Here is a 20,029-nt window from a genome sequence, read left to right on the forward strand (position 1 = left end):
GCCCGAGGCCTCAGCGCCTCGCCTGCTCGCGCTCCACGGCCTCGAAGAGGGCGCGGATGTTGGCTCCCCCGAAGCCGCTGGCCTGCTGCCGCTCGATGACCTCGAAGAAGAGCGTCCGCCGCGGGTGCAGGGAGCGGGTGAAGGCCTGCAGCAGCACGCCGCTGTCGTCGCGATCCACCAGCACGTTGAGCGAGCGCAGCGTGGGGAGGTCCAGATCCAACCGCCCCAACCGCCCCTCCAGCGCCTCGTAATAGGCCGCGGGGACGCTGAGCACCTCCACGTTCCGGGCCTTCAGCGCACGCAGCGCGGTGGGCATGTCCTCGGTGAGCATGGCCAGGTGCTGCACGCCCGGGCCCCTGTGGTTCTCCAGGAAGTCGTCAATCTGCCCGCGCCGCACGCCGGAGATGGGCTCCATCATCGGGAAGACCACGCGCCCGCCCGCGGCCTGCACCACCCGCGAGTTCATCCCGCTGTACTCCGTGCGGATGTCCTCCACGTGCGACTGGCGGAAGCCGAGCACCTGCTCGTAGAAGCGCACCGTGCTCTCCAACGTGCCCGGAGCCAGGCAGATGGCCACGTGATCCACGGCGGTGAAAGGCTCCACCACCGGCAGGGGGAAGCGATCCGTCGGCTGGAAGAGACCCGGGAACAGGCCCGCGTCCGGCCCCTCGCGCTGGATGAAGGAGTGAACGAGGTCCCCCACCGACGCCACCGTGGCGCGCACCACCCGGCTGTCGCCGTGCGAGAAGACCTCGGGCTCGCGCACCGGCCGGGCGCCCCGCCGTACCGCCTCCCAGAAGGCCTCCGCCGCGTCCGGCGTGCGCAGCGCGACGTCCCGCACCGCGTCCCCGTGCTCGCGCACGAAGCCGGCCACGAAGTCGTCCGCGCTCAGCGCCGAGGTGAGCAGTACCCGCGCCCGGCCCTGCTGCAGCAGCAGCGCGCGCCGGCCGGACAAGCCCGTCTCCGGACCCGCCTCGGCCACGACCCGGAACCCGAACGTGGAGATGTAGAAGAGCGCCGCACGCTCCAGGTCTTCCACGTACAGCTCGACATGATCCAGGTCCTGGAAAACCATGTACTCTCTCCCTCTCTGGAAAGAAGAGTACACCAGGAGACTAGTAGATTTCCATTATACTCGATTTCCTGGCTAAACAGATTAAACCCGGAGTATCGGATACCGCGAGCCACGGAGCTCCTGGAGAAAGGGGCTCGACGTACCTCGCCGGGTCCTGGCCACCCAAGACAAAGGGCCTGGAACCATCGGGGTTTCCCCCAAGGATTCCAGGCCCTTGCCCGTGCGCGCGATACAGGATTCGAACCTGTGGCCTTTGGCTCCGGAGGCCAACGCTCTATCCAGCTGAGCTAATCGCGCAGACAGCGCCAGCGGGTGGGTAAGTAACCGACTTCCTCCGCCGAAGCAAGCACGCTTTCTTCCTACAACGCCCAGCCTGGACCTCCTTCCCCAAATGGAGGCCGCAGTGTTGGATACCTGCCTGATGCCTCGCCGGACGGGCGTGTTGCACGAGCCGGGGATCGAACCCTCGGCAAGGCGGTAGGAAACCTCAAGCAGGACGCGCCTTTACCCGCTATCGCCTTGATTTTCCTCGGGTCGTCATCCCGTCTCGTGCCGTGCTGTCCCCCCTGGCCCCCCCGAAATCCGCGCTGGAGGGGCACATTGGCGGCACATGAAATGGTGCTCCATCACCGCCTGAGTGCTGGCTGCCCTCCAACAAGGTTCCGCACGAGTTCCGGTCCTTGTTGGCCCTCTCGTGCAGGGACTCGGTATCTACCCCCTCAAGCAACACAAGGGGGCCGCACATCAGCCCAGCTTATGAGGTGCCCCTCACTTTTCCACCCGCCACCAGAGGTGCTGTGCTCGGCGTCCCCTTCCCTGCTGGAGCACTGAGCCCATGGAGAACGTTCCGGATATCGAGGAAGCCATCACGCGCTTCAACCAGGGGTGCGCCACGTTCGAGCGCGCCCTGGCGGCTGTCCGGGCCCAGAACTTCCAGGGCTACGAGGCCGAGAGCCGCACGGCCTGGGTCGAGGTCGTGGGGGCGTTGGAGTGGGCCGTCAAGTATTGCCTGGAACGGTTTTGCGCGGAGCGCATGACGCCGGAGGCTCTGACGAAGGTGGACCAGGACACCTTCGAGAAGTTGCTGCGCAGGATCGCACAGCACGCGCGCCCCCGCTTTGATCGGGCAAGAGCCCGGGACCTTCACACGTGCCGAAAGTGGCGTAACCGCATCACCCATGAAGCCGCGCTCGCTCCACACCGCGAATTGCAAAATGCATTTCGTGCCATCCGCCAATTTCTCACCGGTCACCTGCCGGTCCTGGAGGAGCAGCTGTCTTCGCTCGCGATGGAACCGCGCGACGTGGAGTCATCCACCTCCGAGGCGGAGCGAAGCTCCGAGTTCCAGCCGGCGCACCGCCAAGAAGGAGAGGCATGGATCACGCGAGTCCTCCAGGAAGGAATCGAGAAGCTTCGCCACGGACGGGCACAGCGTTACGACGCAACCATCGCCTCACTCGAAGCCGAAGCATTGGAGTTCCTGACCCGGCACGCGCTCGCGTTGCTCGATGCGGGCCGGGGCACATCGGGCCCACTGGAGCACCGGTCCGAGGGCATGGAGGAGGAGGTCAGGGAGATCCTGCTGCGCAGCCTCGACACTGGCGTGTCGCAGGCGGATACGGAGCGGCTCCGCCGTCTGGTGCCGCTGCTCAACCGGTACCCTGCCCTGTGCATCGAGGCGGGCTGGCTGAGGAAGACCGATGAGGGACCCAGCTTCGCCGATGCCCACCTCCCCGCGATGCTGGTGGGCCGACACCTCGCTCATCATGCCGTTGAGGCGGACCGGCTCAGCGAACGCGTGGGGCGGGACCACTCCTGGGCCGAGGCCGCCTGGATGGCGATCTCCGCCGGGGATGATCTCGCCTCCTGGGCGAACCATGTGCTGACGGAGCAGGATCCACTCCGGCTGATCGAGCGGGTGGTGGTCACATGTGCCGCCTTCGGTGCGACGCCCCCTCGCACGGCTGCGTCGGAGGAGATGGCACGAGCCTACGCCCTCTGTGTGTCGGCACTCGCCACCTTCGCGCCACGGCACACGAACGACATTGGAGAGAGCGAGCCAGACTCCCCCTGGTTCTTGCCCAGAGAGCGCTGGCTCCGCTGTGTTCTGGACCTCGCTCAGGCCTCGTGGATTCTCGACGCGGGACTGGCTCTGCGCTTCGAGCGTGACATGCATCCTCGGGCGCCGAGCCCACTAGCGGCGCTGCTCTCCGCACTGGAGTTCCCGTCCCGGCTCTCTCCAGAAGAGGCATCCGTCATCGCCGCCTTGTGCGCGCCACTTCCAGCGGCCCGGCGGGGCCTGCTGGATGCGACGTTCTTCACCGCTGTGTTCTCACCTCGCAGTCGCGTGGGAGCGCTCGTGGCGGAGCCGTTCCTGGAGAACTGGATGCGGAATCATGGCATCCCGGCCCTCCGGCGCGGGGGAAGCACGGCGTCGGTGCGCATGCTGGCTCTCCCTGAGGGAGGACACCCCGCAGGCTATCTTCTCAACCGGACCGGTCTGCTCCAGGAATGGTTCCAAGCCTGGATACAGCTCACCTCCGTGGAGTTGGAAGCATCTTGCCGGGCCTGGGTGGAAGCCGTCTTGCGTCTCGCCGGCCTCGACGATGCAACCGAGGCACTCCGCGACCTACTGCTGGTGGAGTGCCTGAAACGGCTGGAAGTGCTCGGCATGAAACCGCGAGCACTGCATGCGCTACGCGAGGCATACCTTCCCGTCTGGCCCCGAACCGAAGGCGACGAAAAAGGAGAGCCGTTCCGGACGAATGTCGCCATCCTGCGGCTCCTCGGATTGACGGCCTCGGAATGGACGGAGCGCATCGAAGCGTGGATGGACAAACCCGCTCTGGGGTGGCGCACGCTGATTGCCGCCGGAGCCCCTCATGCCCCCATCGCACGCTGGTGCGTCCGGAAGTTCCGTGAGCGCGAGCAGGCACCCGAGCCCTACCGGCATGAGCCAGTGGGCGTCTTCGCCGTGAACGCGCAGGCGCTCAGCACGGGCCCCTGGCAACTGGCCTTCCAGCAGGCACCCGAAGCCTTGAAATGGCTCCTTGCCGAAGGTGACGCCAGTGCCCTCTCCGTGTTGGCGGATGCGTGCCTGGATTCATCCTCGGAACAACCCCGTTTCGATCCTCCCATGAGCAAGCTGCTGGGCATCACCCAACCGCTCAGCATGAAGCTCTGGGGACTGGTTTTCTCGCGGCCCGCGGGCCGCGAGGCGCTGTATGCCCGCGTCGAGCGGAACGCCCGCCTGGGAGACATTCACTTCTTCGAGGACCCCCTCATCCCAGATGGAGAGCTCCAAGTCTGGCTCCGACTCGTGTTCGAGCTCTGGAGACCGCACCTGGAGGGAGGGAGCCTGTCCGATCTCGTGTCGCTGCCCGTCAATCACGGAACCGAAGCCCAACGGCTGCTGGCCTGCTTCGAGCGACGCATGCTTTCGGAGCCATCCGCCGAGGGCGACGGGCTACGAGATCCGTGGGCCCGAGCTTGGCCCGGGCTGCCAGCCAAAGCCTTCGTCATCGCCTGTGCCGCGGCACAGGGAGTCGATGTCGCGGCTCCATTGCAACTCCTCTTCGAACAAGCACCACGGGCCTCCCACCATCACACCACCATGGCGGCGCGGTGGCTCGGCTACGCGCTGCTGCGGCTCAGTGAGCACCACCCTTTGCGAGCCAACGCGCTCCTGGACCGCGCGCTTTGCCCGGAGCTGCTCGGGCTGATGGGCAAGGACGACACCGCCGCCTTCTGGATGGTGCTGGCACGCAGGCACGGAAGCGGCAGGGTCCTCGCCGCCGTGGATCAGCTCGGACTGAGGGATACGGGGCTGGGATTGGTGGATGCACTCCTGCGATTGGATCTCCAGGCCCTGCGTGAACGCGAGCTCCGCCCGGAACTGCTGCGCCCCCTGTTGATTCGAGCCAGCGAGCGCGCGTATGTGCCCTCCGCGCGCTTCTGGGAGGGGGCTTGGCAGGTGGAGCGAAGCGCGGAGGAAATCCCGGAGCTCCCCCTCTTGGCCGTGGGGACCTGGTTGAAGGAGATGCTCGACAAGACCACCGGCTGGGCACCCCTCACCCGCAGGACCCTGCTTCAGCATCTGGCGAGACTGTCGATTGACGAGGAGGTTCGGCGCCGGTGTCTCACCGGGCTGCTCAACGATGCCTCGGCCGGGATGCAACCAAGCGCCCCCCGGAACGTGCGCCCCGGGGACAGCACCTGCTGACGCGGCTCATTCGCCTCAGGGGGTGTCCGCGCCCGACGTGCTGCCGCGTCTCCTTGGTATATGGGAGGCCCAAGCACGAATTTCCGACTGCGGCGGAAAGTGGGGCACATGAATGGATGACCAGGCCATCCTTCGAGCCATCGAGCACTGGCACCTGACGGGAGACGAGCAGGCGCTCAGCGAATGCCTTGGCTGGCTTGAGCGCTGGCTGCCCATTCCCCAGGGGGTCGTCCGGGCCCTCGGACATGCCGAGGTCGAAAACATCCGAGTGGAGGTTCTCGAATACCTCCTCATCGGTGAGCCACCGCCGCTGCTGCGAGCCCGGCAACCTCGCGCCTTCGCCCGCGTGACCTTCAAGAGCCGCCTGTGGGACGCGCTGCGCCGTCTCAAGCAACGGTCAGTCACCCGTCGACCGGAGATCGCCACTACCCTCGCCGAGCGAACCCACGCCCACCCCAGTCCCGACCTTGATGCCCAACTGGACGAGGCCCAGCAGCTCCAACGGATCTTGGACGTCCTGCGCGGGCTCCGGCTCGAAGAAAGAGCGGCACTGCTGCTCCTGCATGCGCCCGATCGGCTCTCCCATGAGGACTGGGAGGCTCTGGCCCGACGCCACCCGCCTCCCCCACCGACCCGGCCCACCGACATCCTCGAGCGAAAGGCGATCGCACGGCTGGTCTTCCCTTCTGAAAAGGCCGCGTACGACCGCACCAACAAGCTCATTGACCGGGCCTACCCCAAGCTGCGACGTGCGCTCGGCATACCCGCCGAGTCACCGGAGGAGACATGACGGCTCCAGATCAGGTCCCCCCCCAGGAAATCCTGCCCATGCGACGAGGGTGGCCCCAGGAAAGGCATGTGCTCAAGCACCTGTACCGCTGGGCCCAGCGCTGGGACCTCATCGTGCCAGGCCTCCCGCCTCGCTTGCGCGAGCGTGCCCTCCAAGCGGGGTGTGAGCTCATCGACCGTGTACAGGCTGGCTCCACGCAATACGAACGTGTCGGACTGGAGTGTCAGAAGCTCCTCCGGTCCGACCACGACGCCTACTACCGCCCTGCCTACATGCACTCAGTGCGAACCGCCTCCCTCCTGGGGCGTGTCGGCACGCTCGGGGAGACGAGTGATCGGCGGGCCCATGTCGGAGACAACGGTGTCCTTGTCATCTCGACCGACGGAAGTGACGGCCGTCCTCCCAGGGTCGTCTCCGCCTACCGGCAGAAACTGTCCAACCCAGGGCAGCGGCGACCCGTGGAATTCGTCCGCGAGACCGTTCGCCTTTGGCGGGACATGACCTCCCTGGCCAAGAAGGCGCCGCGGGCCGGCAGTGAACAGGACGAAAAGGACTCGGAATCCCCATGAGCACACCGCTTCCATGGCTGGCCTCCGCCCAGGAGGAACTGCTCGAACTCGAGCAGGAGCACGCGGAACACGAGCTCGACCCGGAGAGCGCCTACCGGTTCCTCGTGTTGTGTGCCCGTCTTGATCAGGCACGAGCAACCGGGTTGACGGTGGAGCTGCCGCCAAGGCTAGAAGAGCTGGCGGCCCGGTGCGCTCCCGTGGCGGCCCGCCCCGAGTCACGGCAACTGCTGTTCCAGTTGGAAGAGCTGCTGGCGGGTGACGACGATCCCTTCGGCGAGCTGCTCGGCGTGCTGCTCGCGGTGGATGATGCGGCGACGGTGGATGACGCGGAGGGACGTGTCGATGCCGCCCACGAACTGGTGCGGATGGCGGATGCCTACGTCTCACTCGCTCCCGAGCGCGTCGGGGCCCTGGGAGAGCTGGCCGAGAACCGGCTCGCCGCCCTTCCTGGGGATGCGAGCATCCGGGTGCTCTGGGACACGATTGCCGAGGCCGCCGGACAGGCCGTGGTGGAAGCACTGCCCCCCGCCGTCCCCGCGCCTGATTCGCTCTCGCGGCAACGACTGCTCAAGAAGTTACGGACGCGGAATGACCGTATCGAGGAGGATGTCTCGGCGGCACCTCCCCTCCTCCTGCTCAGGAAGGTGGCGGCCTCCAGCGCACGCGACTCCTCGGAAGAGCTGTTCGCGGGACGCTCCGTGGACATCTACTTCGAAGGCGAGGTGTTGCACCTCCTGGTAGCGCTTCCTCCCGGTCGGAAAGCAGCAGGCAACGTGGAATTGCACCTGGGTACTCGCGAACGCACCGCCACCTGGTCTCTTCCCATCCAAAGTGCCTCGGAGCAGGCGGTCATCGCCCGTCTCGGAACGATCGAGGAGCTGCGCGAGAGATTGCGCCGAGAGGGCCTTATGGACGAACCGCGACTGGTCGTGGTGCTGAGCATGAAGGAGGTTTCCGAATGAAACCGGAGGAAGCACAGGCGCTCGCCCTCGAGGTGCTCCAGGGCAAGAGCATCTTCCCCAGGCCGCCGCCGCATCGGCGTGCACTCGCGAAGGCCCTGCCGCTCGCCGCCGAGGCCCTCCGCTGTACGAAGGGAACGGACCTGGAATCCGCCCGTCAGGGGTTGACCAAATTGTGGCTGGCGCTCGCGCCCGATCAGCTTCAGCAGGAGGAGTTCGGGACCCCCCAGCTTGGAGCCGGGTGTCAGGAGGCAGCTGAGCTCCTCTGCCTCGAGCTGCCTCCAAAAACGGTGCCTTCCAGACACCCCCAGCTTCCCCCACGAGACATCAATCTCTCCTCCTTCCGACGAAAGCTGTCCCGGCCGAGAGTGTTGGTTCCACTGGCGAATGAAGCCCCTGCCCGGGTGTTCCACACGACCTGGCCAGGTCCCACCAGCCAGGACGAGCCCGCCCGTGACACGGCCCTCCTCGTTGAGCGCTTCCTGGGCGTGGGGGCTCCCCGGTGGGCCCTCGACCTGAAGCGCCCCCCCTCGGGCCGCTCGATGATGGCGGCCCTCTTCGTTCGAGCCCTGCTCGAGCAGTGGCCGGAGGCGGCCATGCGCCTCGTCCCGGGGTGGCGCGACCGGGACGAATTTCCCGCGCTCGGATTCACCGGGGAACTCGACACGGAGGGCCTAGCCGTCCCGGTAGGAGAGCTCGAGGAGAAGATCCGTCAATTCTTCTCGTGCTACCCCGAGGGCCGTCTCTTCGTTCCCGACACCCAGTGGCGGCAGGCCCGCCTCATCTTTGAGAAACTCCCTGCCCCGAAGAAAGAATCCTACCGATTTAGCAAGCCCAGGCGAGAAGAGCTCCTCCAGCCATTTCGGGGAGCGCTCGACCTGCTCGTGCGGCTCGGAATCGCAACACCGCATCGCAAGGAAACGCAACTCTTCGAAAAGCTGCGACAGGCGGCCCTGAAGGTGCCCTGTTGGAATGGGGCCATCCTCGACGTGTCCCAGACCCTGGACCTCAGGCTCGAGTGGGTTGCTCCAAGTGGGAATGGCGCACCCGAGCACAGCACCTTGGACGAAGCCGGGTTTCTGGCCGAAGTCCACCGGGGTTGGCATTCCGGGCGCGCGTACCCGGCCTGCATCGAGGGTGCTCCAGGCAGCGGGAAATCCATCGTGCTGCGCCGTCTGTGCGCGCACCTGCTCAAGGAGAACCCGCTGCTCGGCCCCGCCCTGCGGGTGGAGGCGCGCCACCTCGTCCAGACTGGCTTCTCCATCGCGCAGGCCCTGCGCGAATCCTGGCTCCCGCTTCTCGATGACAATACGTGCACCCAGCTCGTGGAGCTGGCACAAGCACCTGGCCTCCACGGCGGGGTCTGGTTGCTCGTCGACGGGCTCGACGAGGTCCAGGCAGAGAATCGCCGCAAGATCCGCGAGCTGGTGGCGCGCTGGCCCGGCCCCTCCATCACGGGAGCCCGCCCCCTTCCCAACGAAGTGCGCGGTGCTCCGCACGTCCGGGTTGCCTCCTTGTCCGAGGCCCAGCAACAGCGGCTGTTCGAGCTGGAGAACAAACCAGGCCATTGGGAGCTGGTAGCGGAGAAGTCATATGACCATCTCTCGCGCCGCCCGAGTGATCGCCGAAAGGAGATGCTCGCCGACCTGTGCTCGACCCCACTGGGCGTCTCGCTGCTGGCCATGCGTCCCGAGGCCGAGCTCGGAGAGCAACTCGATGTGCCGACAGTACTCCGGCGCAGCATCGGTACCCTGCTCGAGCGAGCGGAGGAAGCCGAACGCATCTCCAAGCCGATACGCTGGCGCGTGGTGCACCAGGGATTGGGCATCCTGGGCGCGGCGGCCTGGTCGATGATTCGCCGGGGCGAGTCGGAGCTCACTTTCGAGGACCTCACGAAGATGGAGGGGCCCTCTGAAGTGGTGGACGCCGTCTACCACGTGCTCGACAACAGCGACCTCGTCCAGCGCGTCGGCACGGAGCTGTACCAGTTCTCACATAAGAGCCTCGCCGAGCTGTGCGCAGCGATCCACCTCCACCAGAGACCCGAGGCGGAAGCGGAACTGCTCTCCCGGGTAGGAGAACCGGGCGCGGAGGCAGTAGCCAGCCACTTCGCCGCACAGATCCAGGACCCCGAGCGGCTGACGGCCTTCATCCGGCAGCTCACCAGCAACCCGCACCGGCCCCTGTCGTCACTCGCACTCGCCACGCGTCTGCTGGTGGCGAACGGGCCGGGGCGCCTGGACACCGAGGTGGCCCTCGAAGTGCTCGTCCGGCGGGTGCGCCTCGCAAGCCACGACTTCGACCATCACTGGCCCGCCCTGCCCGGTGGACTTGATGACGATGGAGAGATGTGGCTCGCGCTCGGGCGATGGGCCCAGGCACTGCGTCCGCACGCCGACACGCTGGTGGAGGCCTGCCCCCCCGCCATGCGCGGCTTCCTTCGCGGCGAGCCGCCCCCTCCACTCGAGCCCCCGTACGAGGTGGGCCGCCGATTGAGCCCCTCCATGGACTTCGCGGAGCGCCTCGCCCTGACGCTCGGCATGGAGGTGCCTCTGGTGGTCTTCACCCGAATGGAGAAAGGGTCATCCGTGCTGATGTCCCGACCCATGGGGCCCTGGCTCACGGAACTCGAAGCACTGATGGACGCTGGTGACGAGGTCTACCCAGGCAGCGAGCCCATCACGGCCTCTGTCTGGGCGCAGCGGGCTGACGAGAAGCGACTGCTCGAACGCCTGGACGCGCTGTCGCGGCACGCCCCCAGCACCCTCGCCCCCCTCCTCGCTGCGGTCGAGAAGAACGGTCGCCCGGAACAGAAACGCGAGGCCCTGCTGCGTGCGGCGCTGAACTCGCTGGAGCTGGGAGAGAGGGACAACGAAGGGGACTGGGTCGTGAAGGCATCCTTCGCCAGGAAGACCGCCGCGCTCTCGTCCGAGCAGTGGTTGCGGCAGTGGGAGCAGCTCTGGGGGTGCGGCCTCGTCGGTGAAGTGTCCTCTCGCGCCCAGTGCCTCGACCCCTTGTATGCGGAGTTCATCGAGGATCCCTGTGGCCCCGCCCGCTGGCGCGCGCTCGTCGCACTCCAGCACCTCGAGAGTTCCACCTGCCCGGAGCGATTCCGCGCCGCGCTCCATGATGAATTCCGCCCTGTGCGCATCCAGGCGCTCGCCCTGCTCTCGGAGGGAGGGCACGCCTTCGACCCGGCCGAGGCCTGGCTCTCACTCGTCTCGCTGGATGAACACGAACGCTGGGTTGCATTCGAGGCAACAGGCCTGTTCAAGACGGCCCCTCTCGAATTGCTCCTGGCGGTGCTCTCGCACGAGAAAACGTCTCCCTCCGAGGAATCTTCCTCCAACTCCCGCTGGCTGCCGATCGAGACTCCCTGGGAGGAAGCCGTACGCAAGCTTGGAGAGAACGCCCACGGGAAGCTCATCAGAGCGGTTCATTCCAGACTCGAGGAGTATGGCTATCGAGCCTTCGCCGACCTGATGGATGGTCCACACGGTGAGGTCGTGGAAGAGCTCATCCCCTCCTGGTACGGAAATCCCCCCACTTCCTTCTTCCTGGAGTTGCTCGAGACGAAGAGCCCTCGCCAGCGTCGGTTCGCCGCCAGACGGCTTCACTCTCAACGCCAGGCGGAAATACTCGCGCCCTACGTGGAGGACGCCGATCCGGAGGTTGCCCGGCTGGCCCGTCAGTCCCTGGAGGAACAGCAGGAAACGCAGCGAAGGCAGGCCGAGTACAAGGCTCGCCACGAGGCCGAGCGTCAGCCATCCGAGGATCGCTGGAATCGACCCATACTCAAGTCGCGAGCGCTCGAGAACCTCGAATCATTCGAGGCCCTCTGGAAAGCGCTGTCCACGCACAGGCTGCCCCACTCCATCGAAGAACAGATCGCCTATCACCGGGAGCAGAAGGCACGCGAGACTTCCCTCAAGGACAATGAATTCGAAGAGCCGATCGAGTCCGTGTCCGATCGCGAGCGCAAGCCCTTCCTCAAGCGCCTGCGTCAGCTCTACCGGCCCCACCATCAATCCCTGCTACTGACCGGCCTCACGGATGTGGATCTGGTGCCATTCGCGATGGTCCTGTTGCGAGAGCACCTCCCGGTGTCCGATATGCTCGCGCTCATTGTGCGTGGAGGCCGTCTGTTGGAGAGCGCGGTCGAACTCTTGAGAGGAACACCTCACGCATCCGAAGCCGCCAGACGACTTCGAGAGGAAGCCCTGGCCGACAGGCTGCGTCCGGAACCAGACCCGTACCAGTACGTGCATGAGTCCGCCATCGCCTCCGGCTACGCCGCCAAGGAGGTCCGAAGGCGGGTGATCTCCCAGTTGGAGCGGCTCGATGGTGTCGCCGCGCTGCTCCCGTGGCTGGAGCCCGGCACTCCAGAAACCTTCCGGCGCCAGACCATCGAGCACCTCCAAGGATTCATCTATAGCCGGTGGAGGCACCGAGCGGCCCTGAACCGTCCCGAGGTGCTGGACTGGGCGCGACGTGCATCGGAAGGTGCTCAGGAGGAAGAGGTGAGGGAGATTGCCTTCTCGCTCCTCTCCGTCCTGGGAGATGATGGAGATGCTGCCCGTTGCCGCTCCCTTCTGGACGACCACGACCTCCCGCCACGAACCCTCGGAATCATCCTGCGTCTCTACAGGCGCTTCGCGTCCAAGTCAGAGCTCCCCTTCTTCCGTACCTTCCTCACACACTCACCCGAAGCCGGGAGCGAGGCGGCCGCGGCCCTGGTTCACCTAGGAGGCGACAGCGTGCTCGAAGAGCTCGTGCAACTGCTGGAGTCACCGCCTCCCGCTCTCGATGCCCTCCCCCTTATCCATCACTTTGTCGGCTGGAAGCTCATGGTCGCCGAAGCCATCATCCGCTTCGGGAATGGAACCCAGGCTAAACGATTGGCCCGGCTCATGGCACATGACCGTGATGTGTGGCGGGTGGCGGCTCGTCACATACGGCTACCCGAACACCTGCTCTTCATCGCGGGCCACCTGGGCAATAAGGACCCCGCCGCTGACGAGGATGATGGTTATGACGACGCGCGAAAAGTGTTCGAAGGGATGCTGCGACGCGTGGATGAGGCATCCGCCCACCGCGTCATGCTCGAAGCCATGCCCTGGGGATATACTTTCGCGAACAGCTTCGAGGACTTCGTCAGCGTCCGCCCCGAGGATACGGACCTGATCCTGTCCGCCCTTCGCGAACGCCCGGACAACCCGCTCGCCCTTAGTTGGCTCGGCTCGCTCGCCGAGGCAGAAGAACTCCTGGACACACTCTGGCGAGAGCAAGGCGTGCCCTGGTGGTAGGAGGAGCACCCTCAGGCCGGAATACGCTTCCAGCGGTTCGCAAACCTAGCCCAGGAGCGCAGGCTCACATCCCCTCCGGGGCGGCATAGGCCAGGTCCGCCCGCAGCACCTTGGAGGGCGTCTCCACCCGTCCGGCCATCCGCGAGTACGCCACGCCGAAGTCGGTGAGCTTCACCCGGCCGCTGAACTCCAAGATGACGATGCGCTACGCGCACCTGAGCCCGGACGTGAAAAAGAACGCCGTGCGCGCGCTCGAGGGGCACACTGACGGCACATGGCGCGGGACGGGAGAGAATCCTCGGTGAGTTCAACCACTTAGGAATGCACGAGCCGGGGATCGAACCCGGACGGCCCCTTCGGGCCAGCGGATTTTAAGTCCGCTGCGTCTGCCAGTTCCGCCACTCGTGCGTCAGCAATTTCAACAGCTTACTGTCCTACGCCCCGCTTTGTGCTTCCGCAGCGCCCGTGGTACCCACCCCACGCGGTACCCACCTTGAAACCGCGCTGGGTACCCACTTCTGCACCCCTCCGAAGTACCCACTTCAAGACCCCTCACAGCCTCCCCCGCAGTACCACGTCCCCACCCCGTGGAGTAGCAGCACATGCCCAGGCTGAGCGTGGCGGGACACGCCCAGCTGCTGGCACATGAAGTCCACGGGGAAATGGGCCTTCTGCCCCTCGATGAACTCGAACTTCACGTCGAGCCCTCCTTGGCGAAGAAGGCCGCTGCTTTTTTAGTAAGTCTCGCTCCATCTGCAGCTGGCGGTTCTCCTTGCGCAGCCGGACCAGCTCCTCCCGCTCGGCCGTGGTGAGCACACCTGCTGAGCCCTTGCTCTCACCACCTTCGGCCTCGGTCACCCAGTTGCGCAGAGCTGACTCGGTGAGGTCCAAGTCCTTGGCGACCTGGGGCAGGTTCTTGCTGCCCTCTCGCACCAGCCGGACTGCCTCGGCCTTGAACTCCGGGGTGAAACTCCGCCTCTTTCTTCGCTCCATGGACACTACCTCCCGTGTAGCCGACTTATTGGGTGTGTCCACGAAATCGGGGCAGGCGCACTGCCCGTCTCCCCCTCCTCCACGCTGCTGGAGCGAGTTCTTCGAAGCGCCCACGGTGGCGGAGCTGGCCCTCAACCTCCTGCAGCTGCGCTCGGACCAGGTGGACGAGGGGGAGCTCGAGTCGATGGTGACGCAGCTGGATCAACTGGGCGAGGAGGAGATCCGCAAGCAGCTCGCCGATCCGCCGCCCGGGGACCAATGACGCGCCACGCCGGACCGGGGGCCCTCCCACGCCCTCGGCTGGCCCGCACCGGGAGTGGAAGGACGCTCCGGGCATCTATCCGAAAGATGATGAAGAGCGGTAGATTCGCGGCAGCTTGAAACCTGGGCCCCGGTTGGGCCCACCCCCTCGGCCTCTTCATGACCCCTCGTCTTCTCCCAGCACTCGTGGTGGGCCTTGCCTTGCTCGCCCCGCCCGCGTTGGCCCAGTCCGCCAGCCGCAACGAGCTCTCGCTGGGCGCCACGACGTTCTCCTACCTCTCGTACAACCGGCCCACTCCGGGGTTCATGACCGTGGAGGCGGCGTTCCACCGGCGCCTGGCCGGCGAAGGCCCCTGGAGTGCCCTGCGCCTGGGCGGTGGGCTGCGGACCGGAATGCCCGCGGGCAGCAACTTCCCGCTGGAGGGCTTCGTCCAGGTGCAGCTCGCGGCGCGCATCGGCCTCTGGGAGGCGGTGGTGGGCCCCGAGCTGGGCATGAGCGGCTTCTCCAAGCTCGACGCCAACGCCACCCAGCCCACGAAGGAGCTGCGCGACGTGGAAGACAGCCGGTTCGGCCCGGCCTACGTGGCGTTCAACCTGGCGCCGGTGCGGCTGCACTTCGGGCGGGTCGTCGTGAGCGCGCTGGAGCTGCAGGTGGGCACCAACGCCAAGGTGATCGGTTCGACGATCCGCACGCAGCTCGGCCTGCTGCGGCTGGGGATGGAGCTATGAGTACCCTGCGTGGCGTGAAGTGCTGTGTGCTCGGGGCCGTGATGCTCGGGCTGCTGTCCTGCTCCAAGCCCGTGCTGGAGGGGGCCCGCCTGGAAGCACTGGCGGAGGTGGCCTCCCAGGTGAACCAGGACAATCTCAAGGGGCTCGTCACGGAGCTCGTGGACGCGCACCACATGGACACCGTCGACTGTCCGCAGCTGGTCGAGGCGGAGCGCCACGACAGGGCACACTGCGCCCTCAGCCGGAACAGGTCCGGGGAGCTGCTGCAGACGCGCCTGGAGCAGCTCGGCCTGCGCGTGCGGCGCCAGGAGACGGCTGGCACGCCGTTCTCCACCTCCAACATCGTCGCGGAGCTCCCCGGCAGCACGCACCCCGAGGAGATCATCCTGGTGGGCGCCCACTACGACGCCTTCCACGATGGCGCGGACGACAACACCACGGGCGTGGCGGCGTTGGTGGAGATGGCCCGGGTCCTCTCCCAATACAAGTTCGAGCGCACCCTGCGCTTCGTCGGCTTCGATCATGAGGAGTTCGGGCTGATCGGCAGCGCCCGCTACGTCCAGGCGGAGGGCAACCTGCCCGAGCGCATCGTGGCCACCATGGTCTTCGACTGCCTCGGCTACTACGACTCGCGGCCGGGCTCGCAGGCCTCGCTGCCGGGCCTGCCCACGCCTCCGGCGGGTGACTTCCTCGCGGTGATCGCCAACGACACCTCCAGCCAGCGGGCCTCCGAGGTCTACGCGCTCAACGAGGCGCTGAAGCTCATGAAGGTCGTCCCGCTGATCGCCCCGCGCGACGGCACCGGGCCCCTGACGGGCAACCTGATGCGCAGCGATCACGCCTCCTTCTGGGTGCAGGACCACGAGGCGCTCTTCCTCACCGACACCGCCAACTTCCGCAACCCCAACTACCACCAGGCCACGGACACGCTGGACACGTTGGATTTCACCTCGTACCAGCAGGCCGTGCGCATCTCCGCCGCCACCGTCGCGTACTGGGCCGGAGGCCCGCAGCCATGAAGCGTTTCGAATCCGGATGGCTCCTGGGCTGTCTGCTCGTCCTGCTATCCGCCGGGAGCGCCCGCGCCCAGGAAACGGCTCCGGCGCGAACGGGCGTATTGCCCGCGCCCCACCAGCTCTCGCTCTATGGCCGCGGCGGAGCGCTCTTCTACCTCTCGGACGCGATGACCACCGGAGGCCTCGGGGGCGGCCTCGGCGTGCGTGACACCATCCAGGAGCGGTTCATCCTCCAGGCCGACCTGAACTACCTGATGGGGATTGGCAACGTGGCGGCGCTGCGGCTCGGCGCCGGGGTGCAGCGCCGCGGCACGTGGACGCCGGCCGTGCTCGCCACCCTGAGCACGGTGGTGGGCGACCGCCTCACCTTCCTGACGCCCGAGCACCCCACCCCGGTGCGCACCCCCGCGGTGGCGCTCGGGTTGAGCGTGGCCCCGCTGCGCTTCACCCAGGGGGGACTGCAGCTGTCCCTGTTGGAGCTGGGCGTGGGCGTGGGCACGGACCTGCCCAGCCGGGGAATGGCCTTGCAGCTCGGCCTGCTGGAAGTGGGAACCGCCTTCTAATCGCATCCGGGCTCCCGCGCTGGAGCCCGAGGAGTACGCATGTCCTCGCCCGCCCTGTACCTGAAGCAGAACGTCGCCGCCGAGCCGCTCTACAACCAGTGGTACGCCTGGTGGTACCTGCTGGCACCCGCGACCGCTCCGCTCTACGTGGCCAACCACCACGTGAAGATCATGGAGTCGTTCGTGGCCAACCCGGCCATCCACATGGCCGCGCTGAAGAATCCGGCGCTGGCCGGAGGCCCGTACATCAACTACGGCGTCGAGCGGGCGCCCGAGGTGAAGGAGCTGCTGGAGCGCACGCGCAAGGAGCAGGTGTCCTCGCTGCACTTCGCCCAGGCGGTGGCCGAGCTGGACAAGCTGCTGGCCACGGCCAACGGCTTCTCCCTGGAGGAGCTGTACAAGAAGGTGCCGGACCTGCTGCAGGGCTACGTGGAGCTGACGTACGACCTGAACAACCGGGCCTCGCCGCGCTTCTTCGAGTCGCTGCTCTACCGCGGCCCCCACTACAAGGAGTCCTCGCAGAGCCTGTCCTTCCGCCTGCTGAAGGGAGACGCCCGGCCGTACGTCTTCAGCACGCCGCGGCTGGACTCGGACAGCGACACGCTCCACGTGCGCCTGCCCTTCCGTCACGAGGCCATCGACCGGCTCTACGCCATGCGGCGCACGCCCGGCCCGGTGGAGCCCATCCGCGAGGCCCTCGGCCTGCACGGCAAGGACGCCGAGCTGTTCTCCACCTTCTTCACCGACCAGGCCCCGCGCCCCGCCCCGCGCTATGAGGGCGACGGCGTGCGCGTGCGCTACTTCGGCCACGCCTGCGTGCTCATCGAGACGCGCGACGTGTCCATCCTCACCGACCCCGTCGTCAGCTACGACTTCCCCACGGACCTGCCCCGCTACACGCACGCGGACCTGCCAGAGAAGATCGACTACGTGGTCATCACCCACGGCCACGCCGACCACCTGATGTTCGAGCCGCTGCTGCAGCTGCGCCACAAGGTGGGCACCGTCGTCGTCCCGGCCAGCAACGGCGGCTCGCTGGCGGACCCGTCGCTCAAGCTGATGCTCAAGGCGCTCGGCTTCAAGAACGTGGTGGCGCTCGCCGAGCTGGAGTCCATCGAGCTGCCGGACGGCGCCATCACCGGCCTGCCCTTCATCGGCGAGCACGCGGACCTCAACATCCAGGCGAAGATCGCCCACCTGGTGCAGCTCAAGGGCCGCTCGATGCTGATGGCCGCGGACTCCAACGCGCTCGAGCCGCGCCTGTACGACCACGTCCAGGCGGCCGTGGGAGACATCGACGTGCTCTTCCTCGGCATGGAGTCCGAGGGCGGGCCGCTGAGCTGGATGTACGGGCCCATGTTGCCCACGCCGCTGCCGCGCAAGATGGACCAGTCGCGGCGCCTCAACGGCTCCAACGCCGAGCGGGCCATTGAGATCGCCCGGCGCATCCATCCCAAGCAGGTGCACATCTACGCCATGGGCCGCGAGCCCTGGATGGGCCATGTGATGGCCATGGGCTACCACGAGAACTCGCCGCAGCTCGTCGAGGCCCGCAAGCTGCTCGCCTGGTGCCAGGAGCACGGCATCTCCGCTTCGCTGCCCTTCGTCCAGGCGGAGCTCTTCCTCTGAGAACCCCTTTCCCCTTCACCCGTAGGAGCACACACCCATGAGCGAGCACGAGGATACGCAGCAGTACAAGGTCGTGATGAACCACGAAGAGCAGTACTCCATCTGGCCCGCGGACCGGGAGAACGCCCTGGGCTGGAAGGACGCCGGCAAGCAGGGCCCCAAGGCCGAGTGCCTGGAGTACATCAAGCAGGTGTGGACGGACATGCGTCCGCTGAGCCTGCGCAAGAAGATGGAAGAGCAGTCGCGCCCCAACTGAGGCGCCACCGGGGCCCGCCGCCAGCGGCACGCGGCGGGCTCCCGCTTCCCGAGTCCCTCCGCGGAAGGAGCTACAGGAACAGCTCGCTCCGGCCGAACAGCCGCTCGCAGGGCAGCCCGCGCTCGCGGTAGTGCTCGACCAGCCGGTTGGACTCGATGATTTGAATGGACTCGGGCGTGTACTCCAGGCCGAGCACGTGCCGCAGCCACGGCTCCTGGGCCATCGCGTAAACCCAGACGGATTTGGGACGGAACTGCTCCACCAGCGCCCGGGCCTGCTCGAAGCCCGAGCCGTTGAGCCGCCGCGCCTGATCCTGCTTGCGCGTGAGCGGCCGGAGCATCAGCGGACCGTACACCCAGCTGCCCGGCGCCCCCGCGCACTCCATGCCCACGAACATCATGTCCACGTCGCCCATCCACCGGTGCACGTGCGCGTAGAGCTCCGGCTCCATGTTCCGCGAGTCCGCCGCGAACAGCACGCTCCGCTCGCCGATGCGCACCACGTACCCCGTCTTCGTGCGGATGAGCAGATCCCCGTGCTCGCCCAGGAAGGGCAGCGCCAGGATGGAGCCGCCGGGGAAGTCGATCGTCTGCAGCTCGTCCACCGCGACGACATCGCGGAAGCCCAGGTGCTCGAGCGTCAGCTTCAGCGAGGGATCCAACAGGCTGCCACTGTCATTGCGCGGGACGATGACTGTCTTCACCCGGTTGCGCAGGTGCAGCAGCGTTTCGATCTGCGCGTGGTCCTGGTGGTTGTGCGTGATGAGCACGTAGTCGATCGTCTCGGGGAGATCCGAGAAGGAGTACCGGTCGATGCCCCCCTCCTCGTCGTAGCTGATGATGGGATCCGTGAGCAGGCTGACGCCCCCGCCCTCCACCAGCACGCACGCATGGCCGAAATAGCGGACCCGCATCTTGTCGCCGCGATAGGGCTCCGACACCCGGCTCTCGCACGTCTCCGTCATGAACGAGTCCAGCAATGACTCACGCGACGCGTCAACGCCTACCAACTCGCGCAGCCGCCCGGCCGTGGTCGGCGTCCACTTGGCCCGGACCAGCTCGTCGATCACCGGGCTGTCCAGGGGCACCCGCACGTGCAGGCGCGAGGGATCCTCCAGCCGGGGCGTGCTCAGCATGAAGGGCCGCCCATCCGCTCCAGACATGAAGAGCTCGAGCGCCTGGGAGTCCCGGTTGTAATAGGGGCTGCGGTAGAGCAAGGACTCGAACAGCCGGAAGGTGGGGCGGTTCTCCTGATCGTAGAAGAGCTCCACGTACCCCCGCAGCGGCGCCGGCACCTTCGCGTAGAGCGACTCCAGGGACAGGCCCTGGGCCGTCTCCTTGAGCAGCATGGCGTCCAAGCCCTTGAGTGCCTCTACCAGCTCGAGCGGGCGCGCCTGGGTGACGAGCGTGCGCTCGAGCAGGGTGGCGATCCGCTCCGTCTGGCTCGTGGGACAATCAACGAATGGACCCCCCATCATCTCGGGGTCCTTCACCGCGGCCTCATGAACCGCGGGGTTCGCGAGGAAGGACTTCATGATCTTGATGTGGTTCGCCACGTTCAACGCCGCCGTCGCCGGCGAGATGAGGTGCGTCCAGGCGTACCAGTGGTTGAAGAGCGGATCGAGCACGACGTTCCGCTTCAAGAAGACCTTCCGAGTTCCC

At 66.8% G+C, this 20,029-nt stretch carries 12 protein-coding genes, 2 tRNA genes and 1 pseudogene; 10 read left to right on the forward strand and 5 right to left on the reverse strand.

The window, feature by feature from the left end; translation table 11 throughout:
- Positions 1-10: 10 nt before the first annotated feature.
- Both hppD and ACJ8AN_RS33605 read right to left on the reverse strand, forming a co-directional pair.
- Positions 11-1,075, reverse strand: a complete 1,065-nt coding sequence (gene hppD / locus ACJ8AN_RS33600) for a 4-hydroxyphenylpyruvate dioxygenase (RefSeq protein WP_407759640.1) — start codon at positions 1,073-1,075, stop codon at positions 11-13.
- Positions 1,076-1,298: 223 nt separating this feature from the next.
- A tRNA-Arg gene (locus tag ACJ8AN_RS33605) sits at positions 1,299-1,372 on the reverse strand.
- Between the two features lie 538 nt (positions 1,373-1,910).
- On the opposite strand from ACJ8AN_RS33605, the gene ACJ8AN_RS33610 reads away from it, so the two are divergent.
- The 4 genes from ACJ8AN_RS33610 to ACJ8AN_RS33625 all read left to right on the forward strand — a co-directional run bounded on the left by ACJ8AN_RS33610 (position 1,911) and on the right by ACJ8AN_RS33625 (position 12,921).
- Positions 1,911-5,297 (forward strand): hypothetical protein, encoded by a 3,387-nt coding sequence (locus tag ACJ8AN_RS33610; protein WP_407759641.1) that lies wholly within the window; start codon positions 1,911-1,913, stop codon positions 5,295-5,297.
- A 112-nt stretch (positions 5,298-5,409) separates the two neighbouring features.
- A complete protein-coding gene (locus ACJ8AN_RS33615) occupies positions 5,410-6,087 on the forward strand; it encodes a hypothetical protein (RefSeq protein WP_407759642.1) in 678 nt (225 codons plus the stop codon).
- A gap of 565 nt (positions 6,088-6,652) precedes the next feature.
- Positions 6,653-7,618 carry a hypothetical protein gene (locus ACJ8AN_RS33620; RefSeq protein ID WP_407759643.1) on the forward strand — a complete coding sequence of 322 codons (966 nt, stop codon included), beginning with the start codon at positions 6,653-6,655 and terminating at the stop codon, positions 7,616-7,618.
- A complete protein-coding gene (locus ACJ8AN_RS33625; protein ID WP_407759644.1) occupies positions 7,615-12,921 on the forward strand; it encodes a hypothetical protein in 5,307 nt (1,768 codons plus the stop codon). The genes ACJ8AN_RS33620 and ACJ8AN_RS33625 overlap by 4 nt, the downstream gene beginning before the upstream one ends.
- 322 nt (positions 12,922-13,243) lie before the next feature.
- Here ACJ8AN_RS33625 and ACJ8AN_RS33630 read toward each other — a convergent pair.
- A tRNA-Leu gene (locus ACJ8AN_RS33630) sits at positions 13,244-13,329 on the reverse strand.
- A gap of 212 nt (positions 13,330-13,541) precedes the next feature.
- Positions 13,542-13,914 (reverse strand): annotated as a pseudogene (locus tag ACJ8AN_RS33635) (transposase); the annotation flags it as partial.
- A 34-nt stretch (positions 13,915-13,948) separates the two neighbouring features.
- On the opposite strand from ACJ8AN_RS33635, the gene ACJ8AN_RS33640 reads away from it, so the two are divergent.
- The 6 genes from ACJ8AN_RS33640 (at position 13,949) to ACJ8AN_RS33665 (ending at position 18,368) form a co-directional block, all read left to right on the forward strand.
- Complete coding sequence (locus ACJ8AN_RS33640) at positions 13,949-14,176, forward strand: hypothetical protein (protein ID WP_407759645.1); 228 nt, start codon at positions 13,949-13,951, stop codon at positions 14,174-14,176.
- Positions 14,177-14,376: 200 nt separating this feature from the next.
- A complete protein-coding gene (locus tag ACJ8AN_RS33645; RefSeq protein ID WP_407759646.1) occupies positions 14,377-14,904 on the forward strand; it encodes a hypothetical protein in 528 nt (175 codons plus the stop codon).
- Positions 14,901-15,923: a M28 family metallopeptidase gene (locus tag ACJ8AN_RS33650; protein WP_407759647.1), complete on the forward strand. Its 1,023-nt coding sequence runs from the start codon at positions 14,901-14,903 to the stop codon at positions 15,921-15,923. The genes ACJ8AN_RS33645 and ACJ8AN_RS33650 overlap by 4 nt, the downstream gene beginning before the upstream one ends.
- A complete protein-coding gene (locus tag ACJ8AN_RS33655; protein WP_407759648.1) occupies positions 15,920-16,483 on the forward strand; it encodes a hypothetical protein in 564 nt (187 codons plus the stop codon). The genes ACJ8AN_RS33650 and ACJ8AN_RS33655 overlap by 4 nt, the downstream gene beginning before the upstream one ends.
- Positions 16,484-16,522: 39 nt before the next feature.
- On the forward strand, positions 16,523-18,112 hold the full coding sequence (locus tag ACJ8AN_RS33660; protein WP_407759649.1) for an MBL fold metallo-hydrolase: 1,590 nt from the start codon (positions 16,523-16,525) through the stop codon (positions 18,110-18,112).
- A gap of 37 nt (positions 18,113-18,149) precedes the next feature.
- On the forward strand, positions 18,150-18,368 hold the full coding sequence (locus ACJ8AN_RS33665; RefSeq protein ID WP_407759650.1) for an MbtH family protein: 219 nt from the start codon (positions 18,150-18,152) through the stop codon (positions 18,366-18,368).
- A 70-nt stretch (positions 18,369-18,438) separates the two neighbouring features.
- On the opposite strand, the gene ACJ8AN_RS33670 is transcribed toward ACJ8AN_RS33665, so the two are convergent.
- The gene (locus ACJ8AN_RS33670; protein WP_407759651.1) at positions 18,439-20,010 is read right to left on the reverse strand and encodes an MBL fold metallo-hydrolase; all 1,572 of its coding nucleotides are present in this window, start codon (positions 20,008-20,010) and stop codon (positions 18,439-18,441) included.
- Positions 20,011-20,029 lie beyond the last annotated feature (19 nt).

This window comes from Archangium sp., from assembly GCF_045802675.1.
GTDB lineage: Bacteria > Myxococcota > Myxococcia > Myxococcales > Myxococcaceae > Archangium.

Bases quoted from the DNA above. Each gene is read 5' to 3' on its own strand.
- hppD (WP_407759640.1), bottom strand. From the start codon at position 1,075: ATGGTTTTCCAGGACCTGGATCATGTCGAGCTGTACGTGGAAGACCTG.
- ACJ8AN_RS33610 (WP_407759641.1), top strand. From the start codon at position 1,911: ATGGAGAACGTTCCGGATATCGAGGAAGCCATCACGCGCTTCAACCAG.
- ACJ8AN_RS33615 (WP_407759642.1), top strand. From the start codon at position 5,410: ATGGATGACCAGGCCATCCTTCGAGCCATCGAGCACTGGCACCTGACG.
- ACJ8AN_RS33620 (WP_407759643.1), top strand. From the start codon at position 6,653: ATGAGCACACCGCTTCCATGGCTGGCCTCCGCCCAGGAGGAACTGCTC.
- ACJ8AN_RS33625 (WP_407759644.1), top strand. From the start codon at position 7,615: ATGAAACCGGAGGAAGCACAGGCGCTCGCCCTCGAGGTGCTCCAGGGC.
- ACJ8AN_RS33650 (WP_407759647.1), top strand. From the start codon at position 14,901: ATGAGTACCCTGCGTGGCGTGAAGTGCTGTGTGCTCGGGGCCGTGATG.
- ACJ8AN_RS33655 (WP_407759648.1), top strand. From the start codon at position 15,920: ATGAAGCGTTTCGAATCCGGATGGCTCCTGGGCTGTCTGCTCGTCCTG.
- ACJ8AN_RS33660 (WP_407759649.1), top strand. From the start codon at position 16,523: ATGTCCTCGCCCGCCCTGTACCTGAAGCAGAACGTCGCCGCCGAGCCG.
- ACJ8AN_RS33665 (WP_407759650.1), top strand. From the start codon at position 18,150: ATGAGCGAGCACGAGGATACGCAGCAGTACAAGGTCGTGATGAACCAC.